Raw genomic sequence first — 17,566 nt, forward strand, 5'->3', positions numbered from 1 at the left:
ATGAAGGTTTTAGTTATTTCACATATGTATCCTTCAACTTTTAATAAAATGTCTGGTATTTTTGTCCATCAGCAAGTAAAGGCTCTAGTAGAGCAGGGCTGTGAGGTAAAGGTTATAAGCCCTGTTCCTTGGGCACCTTTCCCTCTTAATAAAATAAGTAATAAGTGGGAGAAATACTCAAATATACCTAAGAAAACTATTATGGATGATATTGAAGTGTATTATCCAAGATATATTGAATTTCCTAAAGGGATGCTTTTCCATAAGTCTGGAGAATTCATGGGAAAGGGAATAGAAAATATTGTAGAAGAGGTTTATAAAGAATTTAAATTTGAAATAATTCATTCTCATGTAGCACTTCCAGATGGATATGCTGGGAATTCGATAAATAAAAAGTATAATTGCCCTCATATAGTAACTATTCACGGACAGGATTTTCAAAATACACTGCATAAAAATCTTAAATGTAAAAAGGCTTTATTTGAAACCTTGACAAAGGTAGATAAAATAATAACCGTTAGTAGTAAGCTAAAAAATATAGTTAAAGATGAGAGATTTTATAACAAAATTGAAGTCATAAATAACGCTATTGAAAAGAAGTATATATGTAGAGAAGATATGGATAATAATAGCAATAAAATTGAAGTTTTAAGCGTTTCTAATTTAAAGGAAGCAAAAGGAATTCAATTTAATATAAAAGCAGTGGGAGTATTAATAGAAAAATATCCTAATATACAATATAATATTGTAGGGGATGGTGAATATAAAGAGGAATTAGATAAGCTAATAAAAGAATTAGCATTAGAAGAGAATATTAAATTCCTTGGAAAACTCCCTTATGACGAAGTAATTGAAAATATGAGAAAATGTGATATTTTTTCTTTGCCTAGTTATAAAGAAGGTTTTGGTATGGTTTATATTGAAGCCATGGCACAAGGTAAACCAGTTATAGGGATAAAGGGTGAAGGCATAGCAGATGTAATAGATAATGGAGTCAATGGATTTTTGGTACAGGGTAAAAATATAGAGGAGCTAACAGAAACTTTAGATTATCTCATATGTAATGAAGAAAAAAGAAAAGAAATAGGGCATAATGCTAAGAATGAAGTAATAAACAATTATACTTGGGACATGAATGCAGAAAAACTTATAAATACATATAAATCTTTAATAAAATGAAAAGAATGTAAATAATTAAAAATTTAACATAAAAAAGTTTGACCAAAACTATTAACAAAGTGTATAATTTTAATGGTTAATGGTTGAAAATCTTAAAAACCTAGGAGGTTAATAGAAATGTCACAGATAAGAGACGTATTAATTAAAAAATTGGAAGATAAAACAGCTAAGTTAGGAGTAGTAGGATTAGGCTATGTAGGCTTACCTCTTGCTGTAGAAAAAGCAAAAGCAGGATATGAGGTAATAGGTTTTGATGTTCAAGATAGCAAAGTGCAAATGGTTAATGAAGGTCATAACTATATAGGCGACGTAGTTGATTCAGATTTAAAGGAAATAGTGGAAAATGGAAAGTTAAAAGCAACTACAGACTTTAGCTTTGTAAAAGATGTAGATGCTGTTTGCATAGCAGTGCCAACACCACTTGATATATATAAACAGCCAGATTTATCCTATGTTATAAAATCAACAAAGGATGTAGCTAAGTATTTACAAAAGGGAATGTTAATTGTACTTGAAAGTACCACATATCCAGGAACTACAGAGGAAGTATTAAAACCAATACTTGAAGAAACAGGACTTAAATGTGGAGAAGACTTTTTCTTAGCATTCTCCCCAGAGAGAGTTGACCCAGGTAATAAGAGTTTTAATACAAAAAATACTCCAAAAGTAGTTGGAGGATGTACTGAAGAATGTACAGAAGTAGCAGCAGCTCTTTATAAGAGTGTGCTTGAAGGAGAAATACATTCAGTGTCTTCCCCAGCAGTAGCTGAAATGGAAAAGATACTTGAAAATACCTTCAGAAATATAAATATAGCTTTAGCAAATGAAATTGCAATACTTTGTAATAAAATGAATATAGACGTTTGGGAAGTAATTGATGCAGCAAAGACTAAGCCTTATGGATTCATGGCATTTTACCCAGGACCAGGACTTGGAGGCCACTGCATACCACTAGACCCATTCTATTTAGAGTGGAAAGCAAAAGAGTATGATTTCCATACAAGTTTAATACAAACTTCAGGAAGAATAAACGACAGAATGCCTGAATATGTAGTAGAAAACATAATGAAATTATTGAATAGAGAAAAGAAAGCAATGAATGGTGCTAAGGTACTTTTAATGGGAGTAGCTTATAAAAATGATATAGACGACTTAAGAGAATCTCCAGCATTAAAAGTAATAGATGAATTAAATAAACATGATGCAGATATAACTTACTGCGATCCATTCATTCCTGAATTTGAACACAAAGGAAGAAAATATTATTCTGTTGATTGGAGAGAAGTAGCAGGAGATGCTGATGTAGTAGTTATCACAACTAATCATAGTGATATCAACTACGAAGAATTAGTAGGAAAAGCTAAATTAGTTTACGATACAAGAAATGCTACTAAAGAAGTTAAAAATGGTAGAGAAAAAATATATAAACTTTAATTAAGAGGATAAGCCATTTTGGCTTATCCTATAATATAATATGAGGTGATTTTGGTGAAGAAGTTAAGATTTGCTATAATAGGATGTGGAAGAATTTCTTACAAACACGTAGAAGCTTTAGTAAATAATAAAGAAGAAGCTCTACTAGTTGCAGTTTGTGATGTTATAGAAGAAAAAGCGAAAAAAGAAAAGGATGAGTACTTAAGCAAGATAGGTGCGCCATTGACTGTTGGAGTATACACAGATTATAAGGAAATGTTAGAAAAAGAAGATATAGATGTGGTTGCCATAGCTACAGAAAGTGGATATCATCCAGAAATAGCTATTTTCTCAATGAATAAAGGCAAACATGCTATAGTAGAAAAACCAATGGCTCTATCAATGAAGGACGCAGATGAAATGATTAAAGTGTCTAGAGAAAATAATGTAAAGCTTTGTGTAAGCCATCAAAATAGATTTAATGCTCCAATTCAAAAATTAAGAGAAGCAGTAGAGAAAGATAGATTCGGAAGATTAGTTAACGGCACAGCTAGAATACTTTGGAATAGAAATATGGGATATTATGAGCAAGCACCTTGGAGAGGTACTTGGGAACTAGATGGTGGAACACTTATGAATCAATGTATCCACAATATAGATTTACTGCAATGGATGCTTGGAGGAGAAATAGATACAGTATATGCTCAGTGCGATACTTTCTTAAGGGATATAGAAGGTGAAGACTTTGGAGCTATAATTATAAGATTTAAAAATGGGGCTATTGGTATGGTAGAAGGAAGTGCTTGTGTGTATCCAAAGAACTTGGAAGAAACATTAAGTATATTTGGAGAAAAAGGAACAGCTTGTATTGGTGGCCTTGCAGTTAATAAGATAGAAACTTGGAGATTTGCAGATGAATTAGATAATGAAGATGAAATATTAAAGGCTCAGGGAGAAGATCCAGATAGCGTGTATGGCTTTGGTCACACATATTTATTTAAGGATTTCATAGATGCAGTTAATGAAGATAGGGAACCATTAATAAATGGAGAACAGGGAAAAAGAGCTATGGCTATAATTCTTGCAGCCTACAAGTCAAGACTTACAGGAATGCCAGTTAAATTCCCGCTAGAAGATTTCTCCACAATGGAAATGGTAGGAATAGAAAGGAGAAAATAATTCATGAATTATGTATCTTCTAAAGCAGTAATAGGGAACAATGTAGAAATTGGAATGTTTACCATAATAGAAGATGATGCGGTTATAGGAGATAACTGCATCATCGCAAATAATGTAGTTATAAAAAAAGGAAGCAAAATAGGAGCTAGAATTAGAATAGATGACAATACTGTCATAGGAAAGGAACCTATGAGGGCAGTAAACAGCATTTTTAAAGATGAAAGAAAATTATCTCCTGCAATAATTGAAGATGAGTGTTTAATAGGAGCAGGAGTAATAATTTATGCAGGATGCCAAATAGGAAATAAAACTTTAGTGGCAGACTTAGCTGTAGTAAGAGAAGATGTAACTATAGGAGAAAGAACCATAATTGGTAAAGGAGCTACTATAGAAAATTTCTGTAAGGTAGGAGCTAATTGTAAAATCCAAACTAATGTATATTTAACTGCTTATTCAGAAGTGGAAGATTACGTTTTTGTTGGACCATGTGTAGTTACTTCAAATGACAATTACGCAGCTAGATCTAAAGAAAGATTTGGAAAATTTAAAGGAGTAACTATAAGAAAAGGCGGAAGGATTGGAGCTGGAGCAACTATACTTCCAGGAAAAACAATAGAGGAAGATGGTTTTGTGGCTGCAGGCAGTGTAGTGACGCGGGATGTAGCCTCAGAAATGGTGGTTGCAGGAAGTCCTGCAAAAGCTTTAAGAAAAGTTCCAGAAGATCAGCTATTAAAAAATCAATAATTAATAATAACCTATGAGGTGTAATAAATGAAAATATGTATGCTCACATCTGGCCATGATGTATATGACAACAGAATATATTATAAGGAAATATTATCACTGCAAAAGGTATATGATGAAATTTACATTGTAGCTCCTGGGGATAAGGATTTTATTACAGAGGATGGGGTTATAGTAAAATGTTTTCCTAAAAGAAAAAATTGGCGTGATAGATTCAGACCTATGAAGGATATGTATAATATTGCTAAAAAAATAGGAGCAGAGGTTTATCATGCCCATGAGCCAGATTCTTTTCAAGTGGCTGTGAAGCTGAAAAAAAACTTTGGAAGTAAGATAATTTATGATTCTCATGAATACTATCCCGAGGCTTTTTCAGAACATTTTCCAAAGATAAAAGGATTGATGGAGAAGGTTATATACACTTATGAAAAAACCTTAGCTAAAAAAGCAGATTGTATCATAACTGTAAATGATATATTAGTAGATAAATTTAAAAAATATCATTCTAATGTTCAATTATTACCTAACTATCCCGTATTGAAGGATAAAGAAATAGTAAAAGAGTATAATGATATTCCTACGTTTATTTATGTAGGAGGGCTAAGGGAAGATAGAGGTATCTATAAAACTTTAGAAGCTATTAAATTAGTAAAAGTGCCTTGTAAATATATATTTATAGGACCTTTTGAAAGTGAAATTTTTAAACTAAAATGTGAGGAATACATAAGGGAGAATTTAAATAATAAGGATATAGTATTCACTGGTAAGATACCTCATATAGAGGTTTTCGAATACTTAAAGTCTTCTCATGCGGGCTTTGTATTATTACAGCCTAATAATTGGAGATATGTAAATGCTGAACCTATTAAATTATTTGAATATATGATAACAAAAAATGTTGTCATAGGAAGTGATTTCCCAATGATAAGAAACATAATAGAGCCATCGGGGAGTGGGCTATTAGTTGATCCCTATTCTCCAGAGGATATAGCTTCTGCAATGGAAAGATTAGCAGAAAATATTGAAGAAACAAAGCTTATGGGAGAAAAGGGTTTTATAGAGGTTAATCATTCTTATAATTGGGCAGTATGTGAAGAAAGGCTACTTAGTGCATATAGTGCATTAAAATAGCGTTTGGAGGATTTATGGCTGAAATAAAGAAAGATGTAAAGAATGTGGCGAAGTATGGAATGATAATTACCCTTCTTTTAATACTAAGTAAACTTACTGGTTTTATAAGAGAATTTATTGTTGCAATACAATTAGGAACTACTAGAGAAGCGGATATATTTAAAACAGCAAGTACCATGCCACAGGTTTTTTTTAGTGCTGTAGCAGCGGCTTTAGTTACAACCTTCATTCCCATATTTTCAAATATCAAAAATGATAAGGAACAGGGGAATAAGTTCTTTAATAATGTATTAAATATTGTAACTATAGTATGTATAATATTGTCCGTAATCGCTATAATTGTTTCACCGCAGCTGGTATCATTATTTGCTAGTGGCTTTAAAGGAGAAGATTTTAAAACTACAGTAGCATTAACTCAAATACTTATGCCTTCCATAATATTTTTAGGGATGAGTGGGTTATATACGGGATACTTGCAATCTTATGGAAAGTTTGTTCAACCTGCTTTAACAGGTATAACAGCAAATATAGTTATAATTATAGGGCTTATAGTTTTTTATAATAAATATGGACTTACAGCGGCTATTATTTCTGTTTTTGTAGGAGCTATAGCTCAAGCCTTTACACAAAGGCCTTTCATGGGAAATGATTATAAGTATAAATTTTACATTGATTTTAAAGATGAAAATGTAAAAAAAATGATTGTATTATCCATACCTATACTCATAAGCAGTGCTGTATCTCAAATAAATTTAATGGTAGCAAGAAACTTTGCTTCTAATTTAGTGGAAGGAAGTATATCTGTAATAGACTATGCAAGTAAGTTTAGTACTATTATAAATCAAGTATTTATAGTATCTATAACCACAGTACTCTACCCAAAGCTAACAGAAAAATTTGCAGAGAAGGATTTGGAAGGCTTTAAAGAGCTATTTATTAAATCTGTTAATCTAGTTATTATGGTAGCAATACCTTTAATATTTGGACTTGCAGTTTTAAGTAAGCCTGTTATCCAGTTAGTATTAGAGAGAGGAAAATTTGATAGTACTTCAACGGAGCTAACCTCCATGTGTTTAAAATATTTAGCCTTTTCGGCCCTAGGATATTCCTTGATGGATATTCTTGGCAAGGTATTTTTTGCAATGAAAAACACTTTGACTCCAATGATTAATGGTTTTATTCTTGTGGTAGTAAATATAGTTTTTATCATAATTTTAGGACCAAGAATGGGTGTTAATGGGTTGGCCTTGGGAACCACTCTTTCTGTTACCATACTTGCTCTAATATTATTCATTGAAATAAAAGTTAGAATAAAGGGTGTAAATTACAGAAAAATCTTTATAAGCTTTATAAAGATGATGATATCAGGATTTATTATGGCTTTAGCAGTAGGAGGAGGCTTTAATGTTCTTTCCAAAATACTGCCTAAAGGGGATTTGTTTTTAGCTGTAAACATAATGATATCTACCATAATAGGTGTATGTGTATATACTATTATGCTTATAATATTAAAAGTAGATGAACTAAAAGAATTAATAAACTTAAAAAGGAAAAAATAAGAAGTGTTTAGGAGAGGAAGATAAATGAAAAATAAGAAAGTTATTTTTTATACTGGATTGGTAATTTTGTTCCTATTAGCTTCTTCAATTTATAGAATAAAATTCTATAAAAGCTATGCCTCTGACGAGGCAACATTACCACCAGAATTAAAAGATAAAACCATTGTTAGGCTATGGGCCAAAAAAAGTGTTATATCTCCTACTAGATCCTATCAAATAGATAAATTTAATATTGAAAATAAAGATAATATACATATTATCTTTGAAGAATATAAAGAGGATTACTATAATGCATTGAGAACTACCTTAGCAGCTGGACATGGGGCAGACTTGTTTGAATATGGTTATAGCACATTGATGAAGAATAATCAAATAGCAGATTTGAATTCATTGGGAATGAACCTAGAAAATATAGATAAATCCAATGTTGTTTATTATAAAGATATGGCGTTAGGTATAAAGCTATTTGAAAATAGTGGTAAGCTTATTTGGAATAAGGAGATTTTTAAGAAGGCAGGGATAGATCCAAACAAACCTCCGACCACGTGGGAAGAGGTAACAGACTATGCCTTAAAGATTAAGAAAGCTTTTCCAGAGGTGACTCCATTTGCATTTCCTATTAAGGAATATGAGGATATGAAGATTTCTATTGGAGAGCCTAGTGTCAATAATGGAAGTTTATACACAACCTTCTGGGATTATAAAAAGGGAGAATACAATTTTAATGGTGCAAAAGACATATTAAGTGTGTATAATAAGCTCTATGATTCAGGCTTTATTGATGAAGAGTTTGATAAAAAGAGTAAAAATCAATTAAGAGGAGAGTTTTATAGGGGAGAAATTGCTATGATGATAAGTACCTTTGAGGATAAGGGTTATTTCTCTAATATACTTCCTCTAAGTTTTGATATTGGAATTAAGGATATAATTCAAACCAATAAGGGAGAAAAAAATAAGTATTATTATACTACAAATTCTAATTTTTTAGTAGTGAATAGTGAAGCTATTAAAGAAAATAAAAAGAGAGAAGCGGTAAAAAAGGTATATGAGTTTTTAGTAAATGAAGATGCTAACAGAGAAATATTAGAAACAAGATATGCTATGCCTCTTAACTTAAAAAGTAAAGAAGTAAAAAATGATATATATAAAGAGTATAATAATTTAGAAAAATATTATAGTGAAAGCTATGACCCTACCTTATTTTTAAGCAGAAATTCTAGAGCTGAGATAAACTTAGTGTTAGAAGCTATAAGAGGAAATAAAACTGTAGATGCAGCAATAGAAGAACTAAATAAACAATATAAAAATTATTGCAAATTTGCCGTAGAAAAAGAAGGATTTGATTTTAAATATTATATAGAAAAATAGCTATAATGCTATTTATGATTGGAGAAGTGACACAGATGTTTGAATATATACATAAAAATTTAAAGGAATACTATAAACTGCTGTCTGTATCATTCTTGCTATCTGCCATAGTTTCAGTTCTTTTGATTAGCAGTATAGGAATGAGAACTGCAGCTATGCTTTTTGCAGCCTTATTTTTTTTAACAATGAATATATATTTAATTTTTAAAGATAGGAAAAAATCTATACTTTTATTTTTAGTATTGCTTCCTATTTATACAACAGTAAGAAGAATATGCTACTTTGATTTCTTTTTCATTAAGATTACCTTTGAAACTATATATGTAGCTATACTTTTTATCTTTAGTTTTAAGGATATAGTTAAAATCAAGTTAAACCGTAGCTTTTTATATTTGATACTGGTATTTTTAATACTGTGTATAAATAGTAGCTTTTTTTCATCAGATATAATGAGAAGCTTAAGGGAAGTCTATATAGGATTATTAACGCCAGTAATGCTTATGATGACTTTCATCACGTATTTTCATAAGGAAGATAAATATAAGGTATATTATTCAGTAATATCTGCAATGAACTTTAGTTGTATTTATGGATACTTGCAACTTTTAATGAAAGGAGCACGTAGCTTAAGTACAATAAAAAGTAATAGAATATTTCTTACTTTTGGATTTCACAATGTTAATATTTTTGCTGGTATACTTATTACCATATTACCATTATTATTAGAAATGATATTATATAAGAAAAATACAAAGAAAGAAAAACTATATATATATTTATCATTTTTAAATTATACTCTAGCAATAATATTAACCTTTACAAGGGGAGCATGGCTCACTTATATTATGGTTATATTTTTATCTTTAATGGGTAAAAAATATAGAAAAATACTGTATTTAGCTTCTATACCAGCAGTGTTTTTAGCTAAACCAGTGTTATCCTATATTATAAATAGAGGTACCTCTACTTCATTTTTGAATAACTCCTCTGCGGTGGCTAGGTTACAATCAATATTTACAGATATAATAATTATGAATAAATATCCCTTTGGTATAGGGGGAGGAAGCTTTGCCGAAGCATATAAAAGATTTTCTTTTGAAGGATATTTACTTATGCCAGAGAATATAAGATTTAATGCCATAGTAGCGCCTTATCCATTGGAGCATGCTCATAACTTACTACTTCAAATAGGAGTAGAGTTTGGTATAGTGGCTGCCATTATATTCGTATTAATTATAATTAATTGCATAAAGGCCTCGTGGGCGGATTTATCTTATAGTAGTGGAGCCCTTATCGGTATTGTTATATATTTTATATTTTCTGTAATAACAGGAAATGAGTTTAATCATAAAGGTGTTATTACAGGTACAGTAGTAATATTTATTTTATTTGGGATTGTTCATTTAGGATCTAAGAAGAATAAGTGTAAAGCTAATTAGGAGATTTTGATTATGAAAGAGAGAGAAAATTTAACAGTATCTATAGTTGTTCCTTGTAGAAATGAAATTAACTATATAAGAAAGTGCATAGATTCTTTTATTAATCAAACCTATCCTAAAGAATTGTATGAAATACTTATTTGTGATGGCATGTCTACAGATGGAACTAGAGAAATAGTAAAAGAATATGAAGTGATGCATGGGAATGTAAAGCTCCTTGATAATGTAGGTCTATCAGCCCCTAAAGGTATGAATTTAGGTATAAAAACTAGTAAATCAGAGGTTATAATAATTTTCGGTGCCCATGCCTATGCAAAAGAAGATTTTATTGAAGAAAACATAAAAGCTTTAATAAATAATGAAGTAGGATGTGTAGGTGGTCCTATAGAAACAATTAATGAGGATAGCAAGGGAAGAGCTATATCCATGGCTATGAGTTCGCCCTTTGGTGTAGGTAATGCACTTTTTAGATATGCTAAAGAAGAAACCTATGTAGATACGGTGGCCTTTGGATGCTATAGAAAATCTGTTTTAGATAAAATAGGATATTTTGATGAGGAACTAGTTAGAAATCAAGATGATGAATTAAATTTTAGGGTTATAAAGAACGGATATAGAATACTATTATCTCCTAAAATAGGCTCATATTATTATAGTCGTTCCTCTATAAGTAAGCTATGGAAACAATATTATCAATATGGATTTTGGAAGGTTAGAGTAATGCAAAAGCATGGGAAAACTGCGTCCATTAGGCATCTTGTTCCTGCAGCTTTTGTAATTACAAATGTTTTAGGGCTAACTTTGGGATTAATTTATAGATGGATATTATATTTATGGTTTTTAGAATTAGCCTTATATATAATTGGAGATGTTTTTTCATCAATAAAGCTAATTAAAAAGGATAAAACCATTTGGAAATATATATTTTTAATTTTTCCCATACTCCATTTTAGCTATGGATTAGGGTTTTTAAAGGGGTTATTTAATTTTTATATTTTAAAATCTCAAAAGGCTCTAGAGAAAAATACAAAGATGTCTAGATAAAAAATAGCACATGATTATTGAAAAAAACAATACTCCTGTGCTTTTTTATGTATAATTAATATTTAGATGGACTAAATAAAAGAAAGAAGGATGAAATTATGGAAATTGCAAGTAAAGTACTTAGTCTTTTATTATATTCCTATATTTTATTGCTACCTATATTACCTAGTAAATTTAATATTGGAGGAATTCCTTTAAATGGAGATATAATTTTAGCATTAATTATACTTGTTTACCTATTGATGGTAGTTATAATTAGTGATTATAGAAAAAGATTTTTTAAGGGACTTAAAGGATTTTTTTCTAACTATTTAGATTTGTTTATATTTGCACTAATAGCAGTGATGGTTCTTTCTATAAGTTATTCTACAGATAAAAAAATTGCTATAGGAGAAACAGCTAGATTTGGTACATATATTGCATTATACTTTATAATAAAGTATGAACTGAATGAAAAAAGAATTTTAGATAATATATTAAAACTTTATATTATCATAGGAACTATTATTAATATAATAGGAATAATAGAGTATTTTAAAGGAGTAGGATATATACAGCAAAGTGAACATGGAGTCATGGTTAGGATATTTTCAACCCTAGAAAACTCAAATAACTTAGGAGCCTTCATGGTTATTTACATTTTTCCTTTAATTATGCTTGCTTTAAGAGAGAAAGATAAGAGGAAGAAAACAATTTATTTTTTACTTTCTTTACTTCCTTTAGTGAATATAGTATTGAGTTTTTCAAGAAATGCTTGGGTTGGACTGGTTATAGGGTGTGTTATTTTAGCCCTTACTTATAATTGGAGAATAATCCTAGGGCTCTTTGGATTAGGAGGAGTATCTTTGTTTATACCACAAGTGTGGAATAGGGTAAGAGAAATAACTGATGTAAGTCAAAATCTATCTAGAATAAAGCTTTGGGATATAGCTTTAATGATGATAAAGGATCATCCAATTAAAGGTGTGGGAAATGGAAATTACAGAGCTTTGTATGAAAAATATAGAATACTATATAAAAATAAAATAGAATACTATCCAGGACAAAATTTTCATCCTCATAATATTTTTATAAAAATTCAAACGGAATTAGGGATTTTTGGAACTCTAGCTTTCCTAGCCATGGTTTTATCTATAATATATAGATTAATAAACTTTATAAAAAAATCTAGAGATGAATTTTATAAAAGTTTCTATAAAGGATTTTTAGCTTCCTTTGTAGCTTTTATTATCATGAATCTTATAGATAACTTCTTTTCGGCCCCTAAAGTTATAGCCTTCTTTTGGATATTAATAGCTGTGTTTGAAGGGAATAGGTATAGAGAAGAGGAAGTAGGTGTTTACTATTAATATACTACAAGTTATTTCAGGAAATGATAACGGTGGAGGAGGAAACCACGTATTAAATATATGCAAAAATAACATTGAAGACATGAAATGTGAAATAGCATGTATTGGTGATGGGCCATTATATAATAAAGCTAAGGAAGCAGGAATTTCTGTAGTTTCTATGGGATTAAAAGATATGATTAATGGAAAGTTACTACAGCTTATTGAAAAAAATAAAATAGATATAGTTAATTTTCATGGAGCTAAATCTAATTTTATATATATATTTATTAAAAATAAGATTAAAATACCTGCAGTAGCTACCATACATAGCGACTATAGATATGATTTTTTAAATAATAAAATAAAGAAATATTTATATACACCTTTATCTACTATGGGACTTAAGAAATTTAATAATTATATATGTGTATCAGATTATCTAAAAGATTTACTTAACAGTAAAAGTTTTGAAGGACAGAAATATGTAGTGCCAAATGGCATAGAATTAAAGGATTATATACAAGAGATAAGCGTAGAGGAATTAAAAAACAGATACAGTATTTCAAAAGAAGATTTTGTATATATAATGATTGGAAGAATGCATCCCATAAAAAATCATATAGGTTTAATTAATGCATTTTACAGGCTATCAAGAGAGTATGAAAATGTAAAACTTTTTTTACTTGGTGATGGAGAACTTAAAGAAGAATTGATGGAAGTTGTAAATAAATTAAATATTAAAGACAAAGTAATTTTTATAGGTTTTGTTCATAATGTATTAGATTATCTTAATGCTTCACATATAAGTGTATTGACCTCATTTAACGAAGGGGGAGCGCCACCACTGGTTGTATTAGAATCTGCTTTAGTAAGAAAAACTGTTATAAGTTCAGAGGTTGGAGACATGCCTTTTATAATAAAAAAAGATAATGGATTTTTAATAGACCCACGTTTAGAAGAGGATATTTATAATAAGATGAAAGAAGCTTATTTAATTAAAGACAAATTAGAAGAAATGGGTAAAAACCTTTATAATTTTGTATGGAAAAATTACTCTATAGAAAATTTTTGGGGAAATTATTATAGTGCATATAAGCATATATTGGCTGGAGAAAAGAAATGAGTAAGGATAAATTTGTTAAAAAATCTCTATGGGTAATGTTATTTATAATTTTAGGTAAAATTTTTGCAATTATAAGGGATGCTCTAGTGGCTGCAAAATTTGGAGCCACCTATACTGCAGATATATACAATTTTTCCATAGGTATAGTGTACTTGCTTACAACGGTGAGTTATGGTTTAACTACTACCTTTATTCCTTTAAATACAAATCATATTAGTAATTACGATAGAGAAAAGAGAAATAAGTTTGTACATAATGTAATAAATTCTTATAGTATATTTACTATACTTATAACTATAATTATGATGTTTTTATCAAGATATATAGTTATAACCTTTGGTGGAGGTTTTACTAATAATATAGAGAACTTTAATATATCAGTGAAGGTTATAAGAATAATGCTTTTATCGTTGATATTTATAAGCTTACAGAGTGTAATTACAGGAGTACTACAATCTCATAATGAATTTTATGAGCCAGCAGCTATGTCCTTAGTATCAAACCTAGTTTTTATCATATATTTAGTTTTTTTTACAGAAAAGTATGGAATATATGGTTTTGCATTTGCTACGGTAATAAGCTTTTTAGCCCAGTTAATTATAAACCTTCCTAAGTATAAAAGTTTAGAATATGGATATAAACCATATATAAACTTAAAAGATAGTGAACTTATAAAAATGGTCTCTCTTATGATGCCAGTAATAATAAGCACATCTTTAATTCAGTTGAACAACTTTATAAATAGAGCCTTCGCAGCAAACATATATGAAGGGGCAGTTACTACTTTAGATTTATCTAATAAGTTAAATACTTTGGCTTATGAAGTATTTGCTATAGGGATTGCTATGGTTATCTATCCTACCTTAGCAAAATATGCTGTAGGAGAAGATTTGTATCAGTATAAAAAAGCTTTGCTTAAGGGTATAAATGTAATATTTATAATAATGATACCGGCAGCGGTAGCTATTAGTATACTGAGAGTGCCTCTAACTACTTTATTGTTTAAAAGAGGAGCCTTTGATGAGAGAGCAGTAAATTTAACTTCCAATGCATTGTTGTTTTATGCTCCTGCAATGATAGCATATGGACTAAGAGATATTTTAAACAAAGCATTTTATTCAATAAATGATACAAAAAGCCCTATGATAAATAGTTTTATTGGGATAATAATAAATATAATTTTAAATGTATTTTTAGTAAAACTCATGGGAGTGTCAGGTTTAACTCTTGCCACATCTATATCATCAACTATAATTACAGTAGTTATGCTTTTAAAGTTACATAAAAAGCTAAAGGGGATAAATATTATATATATTCTTAAGAGTTTTTTAAAAATTTTATTTGCTGCTGCAGTAATGGGAGTTATAATATTTATTATTAATAATAGAATTATAATGTTTTTAGGTATGAATATGATGGGAAGCTTAATCTCCTTAGTAGCTTGCCTTATAGTTGGAAGTCTATCTTATTTTCTTATAATATATGTATTGAGAATTGAAGAAATTTTATATATTATTAATTTAGTAAAGGTCAGGGTGAATAAAAATTAGGGAGGAAAACTATGCAAAATAAAATTATAGAAATAGATATGAAAAAACATATTGATAATAAAAAGTGGCAATTTTTTATAAAAAGAATAATGGATTTACTTTTATCTACCATAGGAATAATAGTATTATCACCTGTTTATTTACTAATATGTTTAGCTATAAAATTAGACTCCAAGGGGCCTGCTATATTCAAACAAGTTAGAGTAGGGAAAAATGGTGAAGATTTTGTTATCTATAAATTTAGAACTATGGTGGTAGGTGCAGATAAAAAAAGAAGTTTAGAAATAAATCCTGAAGATATAGGAAATTTTGTTTTTCAAAGTAAATCAGATAGTAGAATAACAAAAACAGGAGAGTTTTTAAGAAAAACTAGTTTAGATGAAATCCCTCAACTTTTTAATGTTTTCCTGGGAAATATGAGCCTAGTAGGTCCTAGACCAGAGATACCAGATGTGGTTAAATATTATCCTCTAGAATATAGACAAAGATTATTAGTACCACCGGGAATAACTGGACTTGCACAGGTAAGCGGAAGAGGAGAAATTGAACTTGGGAAGACCATTTATTATGACTTAACTTATATTCAAAATTTCTCAGTATTTTATGATATAAAAATATTATTTAAAACTGTATTTTCAGTATTTAAAAGAGAAGGAGCATTTTAAATTGGGAAAAGAAACTTTTACTAAAATATTAGGATATAAGATATTTAATAAAAATAAAGAGGAACTTCTAAATTATATAAAAAGCTTTAATAAAGTTCATATAATATCTGGTAATCCTGAAGTATTGAGTAATGGTTTAAAAGATGAGTTGCTTTTTAATAATTTCACTGGAGAGTCTTCAGTAATAATACCAGATGGTGTAGGCACTGTTATAGCATCAAAGATAGTCAAATCTCCTGTAATGGAAAAGATTGCAGGAATTGAATTAATGGAAGAGATTATAAAAGAGTGTTCTAGGGAAGGTAAAGGGATATATTTATTAGGAACTAAAGAAGAAGTATTGAATAAATGTATAGGTAATTTAAAGATTAAATATCCTAGCTTAAAGATATTAGGATGTCACAATGGTTTTTTTGATTTGAATAATTGTGAAGAAATCCTAGAAGAAATTAATAATTTAAAGCCTCATGCCTTGTTTGTTGCAATGGGCTGCCCTAGACAAGAAATTTTTATTAGTAAATACATGAAAAGTATAAATTCTAGTATATTCATGGGAGTTGGGGGAAGCATTGATGTATTTGCTGGAGAAGTTAAAAGAGCTCCTAAATGGATGATAGATATAGGAATGGAATGGTTTTATAGAGTAAGTAAAGAACCTTGGAGAATAAAGAGATTATCTTCTATTCCTGAGTTTTTAATCAAAGTTATGAAAAATAAATAATTAATAAAAATTAAGAGGCTGTGCTTTTAAAAGCATAGCCTCTTAATATATTTAAGATAATTCTTCTAAGGATGCAAATCTATATCCCTTAGATTTAGCATCTTTGATAAACCAATCTAAAATTTCAGCGTTAGTTTTAGATACTGAATGTAATAGATATATTCCACCACTGTGAGCTCTTTCTAGTAGTACTTTTTTTGCATATTCATGAGTTGGTTGTTTATTAACATCCCAATCGTTATAAGCGAAACTCCAAAATATAGATTTATATCCTAGCTCTTTAGTGTATTCTAAGGATAATTCGCTATATTTACCCATAGGTGGTCTGAAAAACTTAGCCATTTTCTTTCCAGTTAAATCCTCAAAAGCTTTTTCAGTAGCAGTAAATTCTGCTTCAAAGGCTTCTTTGCCTTTTAAAGCCTTCTGAGCCATGGAAGGGTGAGTGTCAGAATGATTAGCTGCTATATGACCTTCATCTACCATTCTCTTTACTAAATCTTTGTTGCTAGTTATATAAGGCTTTACTAAAAAGAAGGTAGCCTTAACATCATTTTCCTTTAATGTATCTAGGATTTTTCCAGTATATCCATTTTCATAACCTTGGTCAAAGGTTAAGTATATAACTTTTTCCTCTGTATTACCTAAATAATAACCGCCATGTTTTTTTATTATTTGGGCTACATCATCAGGGATGCCAGAAGGAGTACCATCCTTTTTAATAATATAAAACCAATCACGTTCTTTTGTACCTAGATTAGCAGTTCCAGTAGTAGTTTTTGTATCTTGAGAAGTATCCTTCTTTTCCTCTGGTTTTTTATCCACTGGTTTCTTTTCCTCTACTTTAGGTTTCACGGGGGCTTTTTCAGGTTCTTTTACAAGAATAGCATCATTTTTAGCATCATCTTTTTTATCTGTAACAACTATGGATTTATCGTTATTATACTTATCAGTTCTGTTTCTAAATTGGTTTATTTTGCTGGTAAATGCCCCCAAGGCAGAAGCCGATATAAGCACTAATAAAACTAAACCAAGAGAAGATCTTTTCTTTTTTCTTTTTCTTTTCAACTTTAAATCACCTACCATTAATGTTATACTTTAGTTAATTTGCTAACTTATATAC

15 protein-coding genes are annotated in these 17,566 nt (G+C 29.6%); 14 read left to right on the plus strand and 1 reads right to left on the minus strand.

The window, feature by feature from the left end; genetic code table 11:
* The 14 genes from ABDZ69_RS02685 (at nucleotide 1) to ABDZ69_RS02750 (ending at nucleotide 16,446) form a co-directional block, all read left to right on the plus strand.
* Nucleotides 1-1,179, plus strand: coding sequence for a glycosyltransferase (locus ABDZ69_RS02685; RefSeq protein WP_343766241.1), 1,179 nt, complete (start codon nucleotides 1-3; stop codon nucleotides 1,177-1,179).
* Nucleotides 1,180-1,296: 117 nt separating this feature from the next.
* Entirely contained in the window at nucleotides 1,297-2,613 is a 1,317-nt protein-coding gene (locus ABDZ69_RS02690; protein ID WP_343766244.1) for a nucleotide sugar dehydrogenase, read from the plus strand.
* A gap of 54 nt (nucleotides 2,614-2,667) precedes the next feature.
* Nucleotides 2,668-3,771 (plus strand): Gfo/Idh/MocA family protein, encoded by a 1,104-nt coding sequence (locus ABDZ69_RS02695; RefSeq protein WP_343766247.1) that lies wholly within the window; start codon nucleotides 2,668-2,670, stop codon nucleotides 3,769-3,771.
* A 3-nt stretch (nucleotides 3,772-3,774) separates the two neighbouring features.
* Nucleotides 3,775-4,515, plus strand: coding sequence for a DapH/DapD/GlmU-related protein (locus ABDZ69_RS02700; RefSeq protein WP_343766249.1), 741 nt, complete (start codon nucleotides 3,775-3,777; stop codon nucleotides 4,513-4,515).
* Nucleotides 4,516-4,542: 27 nt separating this feature from the next.
* Complete coding sequence (locus tag ABDZ69_RS02705; RefSeq protein ID WP_343766252.1) at nucleotides 4,543-5,646, plus strand: glycosyltransferase; 1,104 nt, start codon at nucleotides 4,543-4,545, stop codon at nucleotides 5,644-5,646.
* Between the two features lie 14 nt (nucleotides 5,647-5,660).
* Nucleotides 5,661-7,205 carry a murein biosynthesis integral membrane protein MurJ gene (gene murJ, locus ABDZ69_RS02710; protein ID WP_343766254.1) on the plus strand — a complete coding sequence of 515 codons (1,545 nt, stop codon included), beginning with the start codon at nucleotides 5,661-5,663 and terminating at the stop codon, nucleotides 7,203-7,205.
* 24 nt (nucleotides 7,206-7,229) lie between these two features.
* Complete coding sequence (locus ABDZ69_RS02715) at nucleotides 7,230-8,573, plus strand: ABC transporter substrate-binding protein (RefSeq protein ID WP_343766256.1); 1,344 nt, start codon at nucleotides 7,230-7,232, stop codon at nucleotides 8,571-8,573.
* A gap of 35 nt (nucleotides 8,574-8,608) precedes the next feature.
* Complete coding sequence (locus ABDZ69_RS02720) at nucleotides 8,609-10,012, plus strand: O-antigen ligase family protein (RefSeq protein ID WP_343766259.1); 1,404 nt, start codon at nucleotides 8,609-8,611, stop codon at nucleotides 10,010-10,012.
* Nucleotides 10,013-10,024: 12 nt separating this feature from the next.
* Entirely contained in the window at nucleotides 10,025-11,056 is a 1,032-nt protein-coding gene (locus ABDZ69_RS02725) for a glycosyltransferase family 2 protein (RefSeq protein ID WP_343766262.1), read from the plus strand.
* A 98-nt stretch (nucleotides 11,057-11,154) separates the two neighbouring features.
* A complete protein-coding gene (locus tag ABDZ69_RS02730) occupies nucleotides 11,155-12,405 on the plus strand; it encodes an O-antigen ligase family protein (protein ID WP_343766264.1) in 1,251 nt (416 codons plus the stop codon).
* Nucleotides 12,392-13,510 carry a glycosyltransferase family 4 protein gene (locus ABDZ69_RS02735; protein WP_343766266.1) on the plus strand — a complete coding sequence of 373 codons (1,119 nt, stop codon included), beginning with the start codon at nucleotides 12,392-12,394 and terminating at the stop codon, nucleotides 13,508-13,510. Before ABDZ69_RS02730 ends, ABDZ69_RS02735 begins: the two co-directional genes overlap by 14 nt.
* Entirely contained in the window at nucleotides 13,507-15,060 is a 1,554-nt protein-coding gene (gene murJ / locus ABDZ69_RS02740; protein WP_343766268.1) for a murein biosynthesis integral membrane protein MurJ, read from the plus strand. The genes ABDZ69_RS02735 and murJ (ABDZ69_RS02740) overlap by 4 nt, the downstream gene beginning before the upstream one ends.
* Before the next feature lie 11 nt (nucleotides 15,061-15,071).
* The gene (locus ABDZ69_RS02745) at nucleotides 15,072-15,725 is read left to right on the plus strand and encodes a sugar transferase (RefSeq protein WP_343766270.1); all 654 of its coding nucleotides are present in this window, start codon (nucleotides 15,072-15,074) and stop codon (nucleotides 15,723-15,725) included.
* A gap of 1 nt (nucleotide 15,726) precedes the next feature.
* On the plus strand, nucleotides 15,727-16,446 hold the full coding sequence (locus ABDZ69_RS02750; protein WP_343766273.1) for a WecB/TagA/CpsF family glycosyltransferase: 720 nt from the start codon (nucleotides 15,727-15,729) through the stop codon (nucleotides 16,444-16,446).
* Nucleotides 16,447-16,497: 51 nt separating this feature from the next.
* On the opposite strand, the gene pdaA is transcribed toward ABDZ69_RS02750, so the two are convergent.
* Entirely contained in the window at nucleotides 16,498-17,511 is a 1,014-nt protein-coding gene (pdaA, locus tag ABDZ69_RS02755; protein ID WP_343766276.1) for a delta-lactam-biosynthetic de-N-acetylase, read from the minus strand.
* Between the last annotated feature and the right edge of the window lie 55 nt (nucleotides 17,512-17,566).

Origin of the sequence: Clostridium malenominatum, from assembly GCF_039521365.1 — a bacterium.
GTDB classification, from domain to species: domain Bacteria; phylum Bacillota; class Clostridia; order Clostridiales; family Clostridiaceae; genus Clostridium_AW; species Clostridium_AW malenominatum.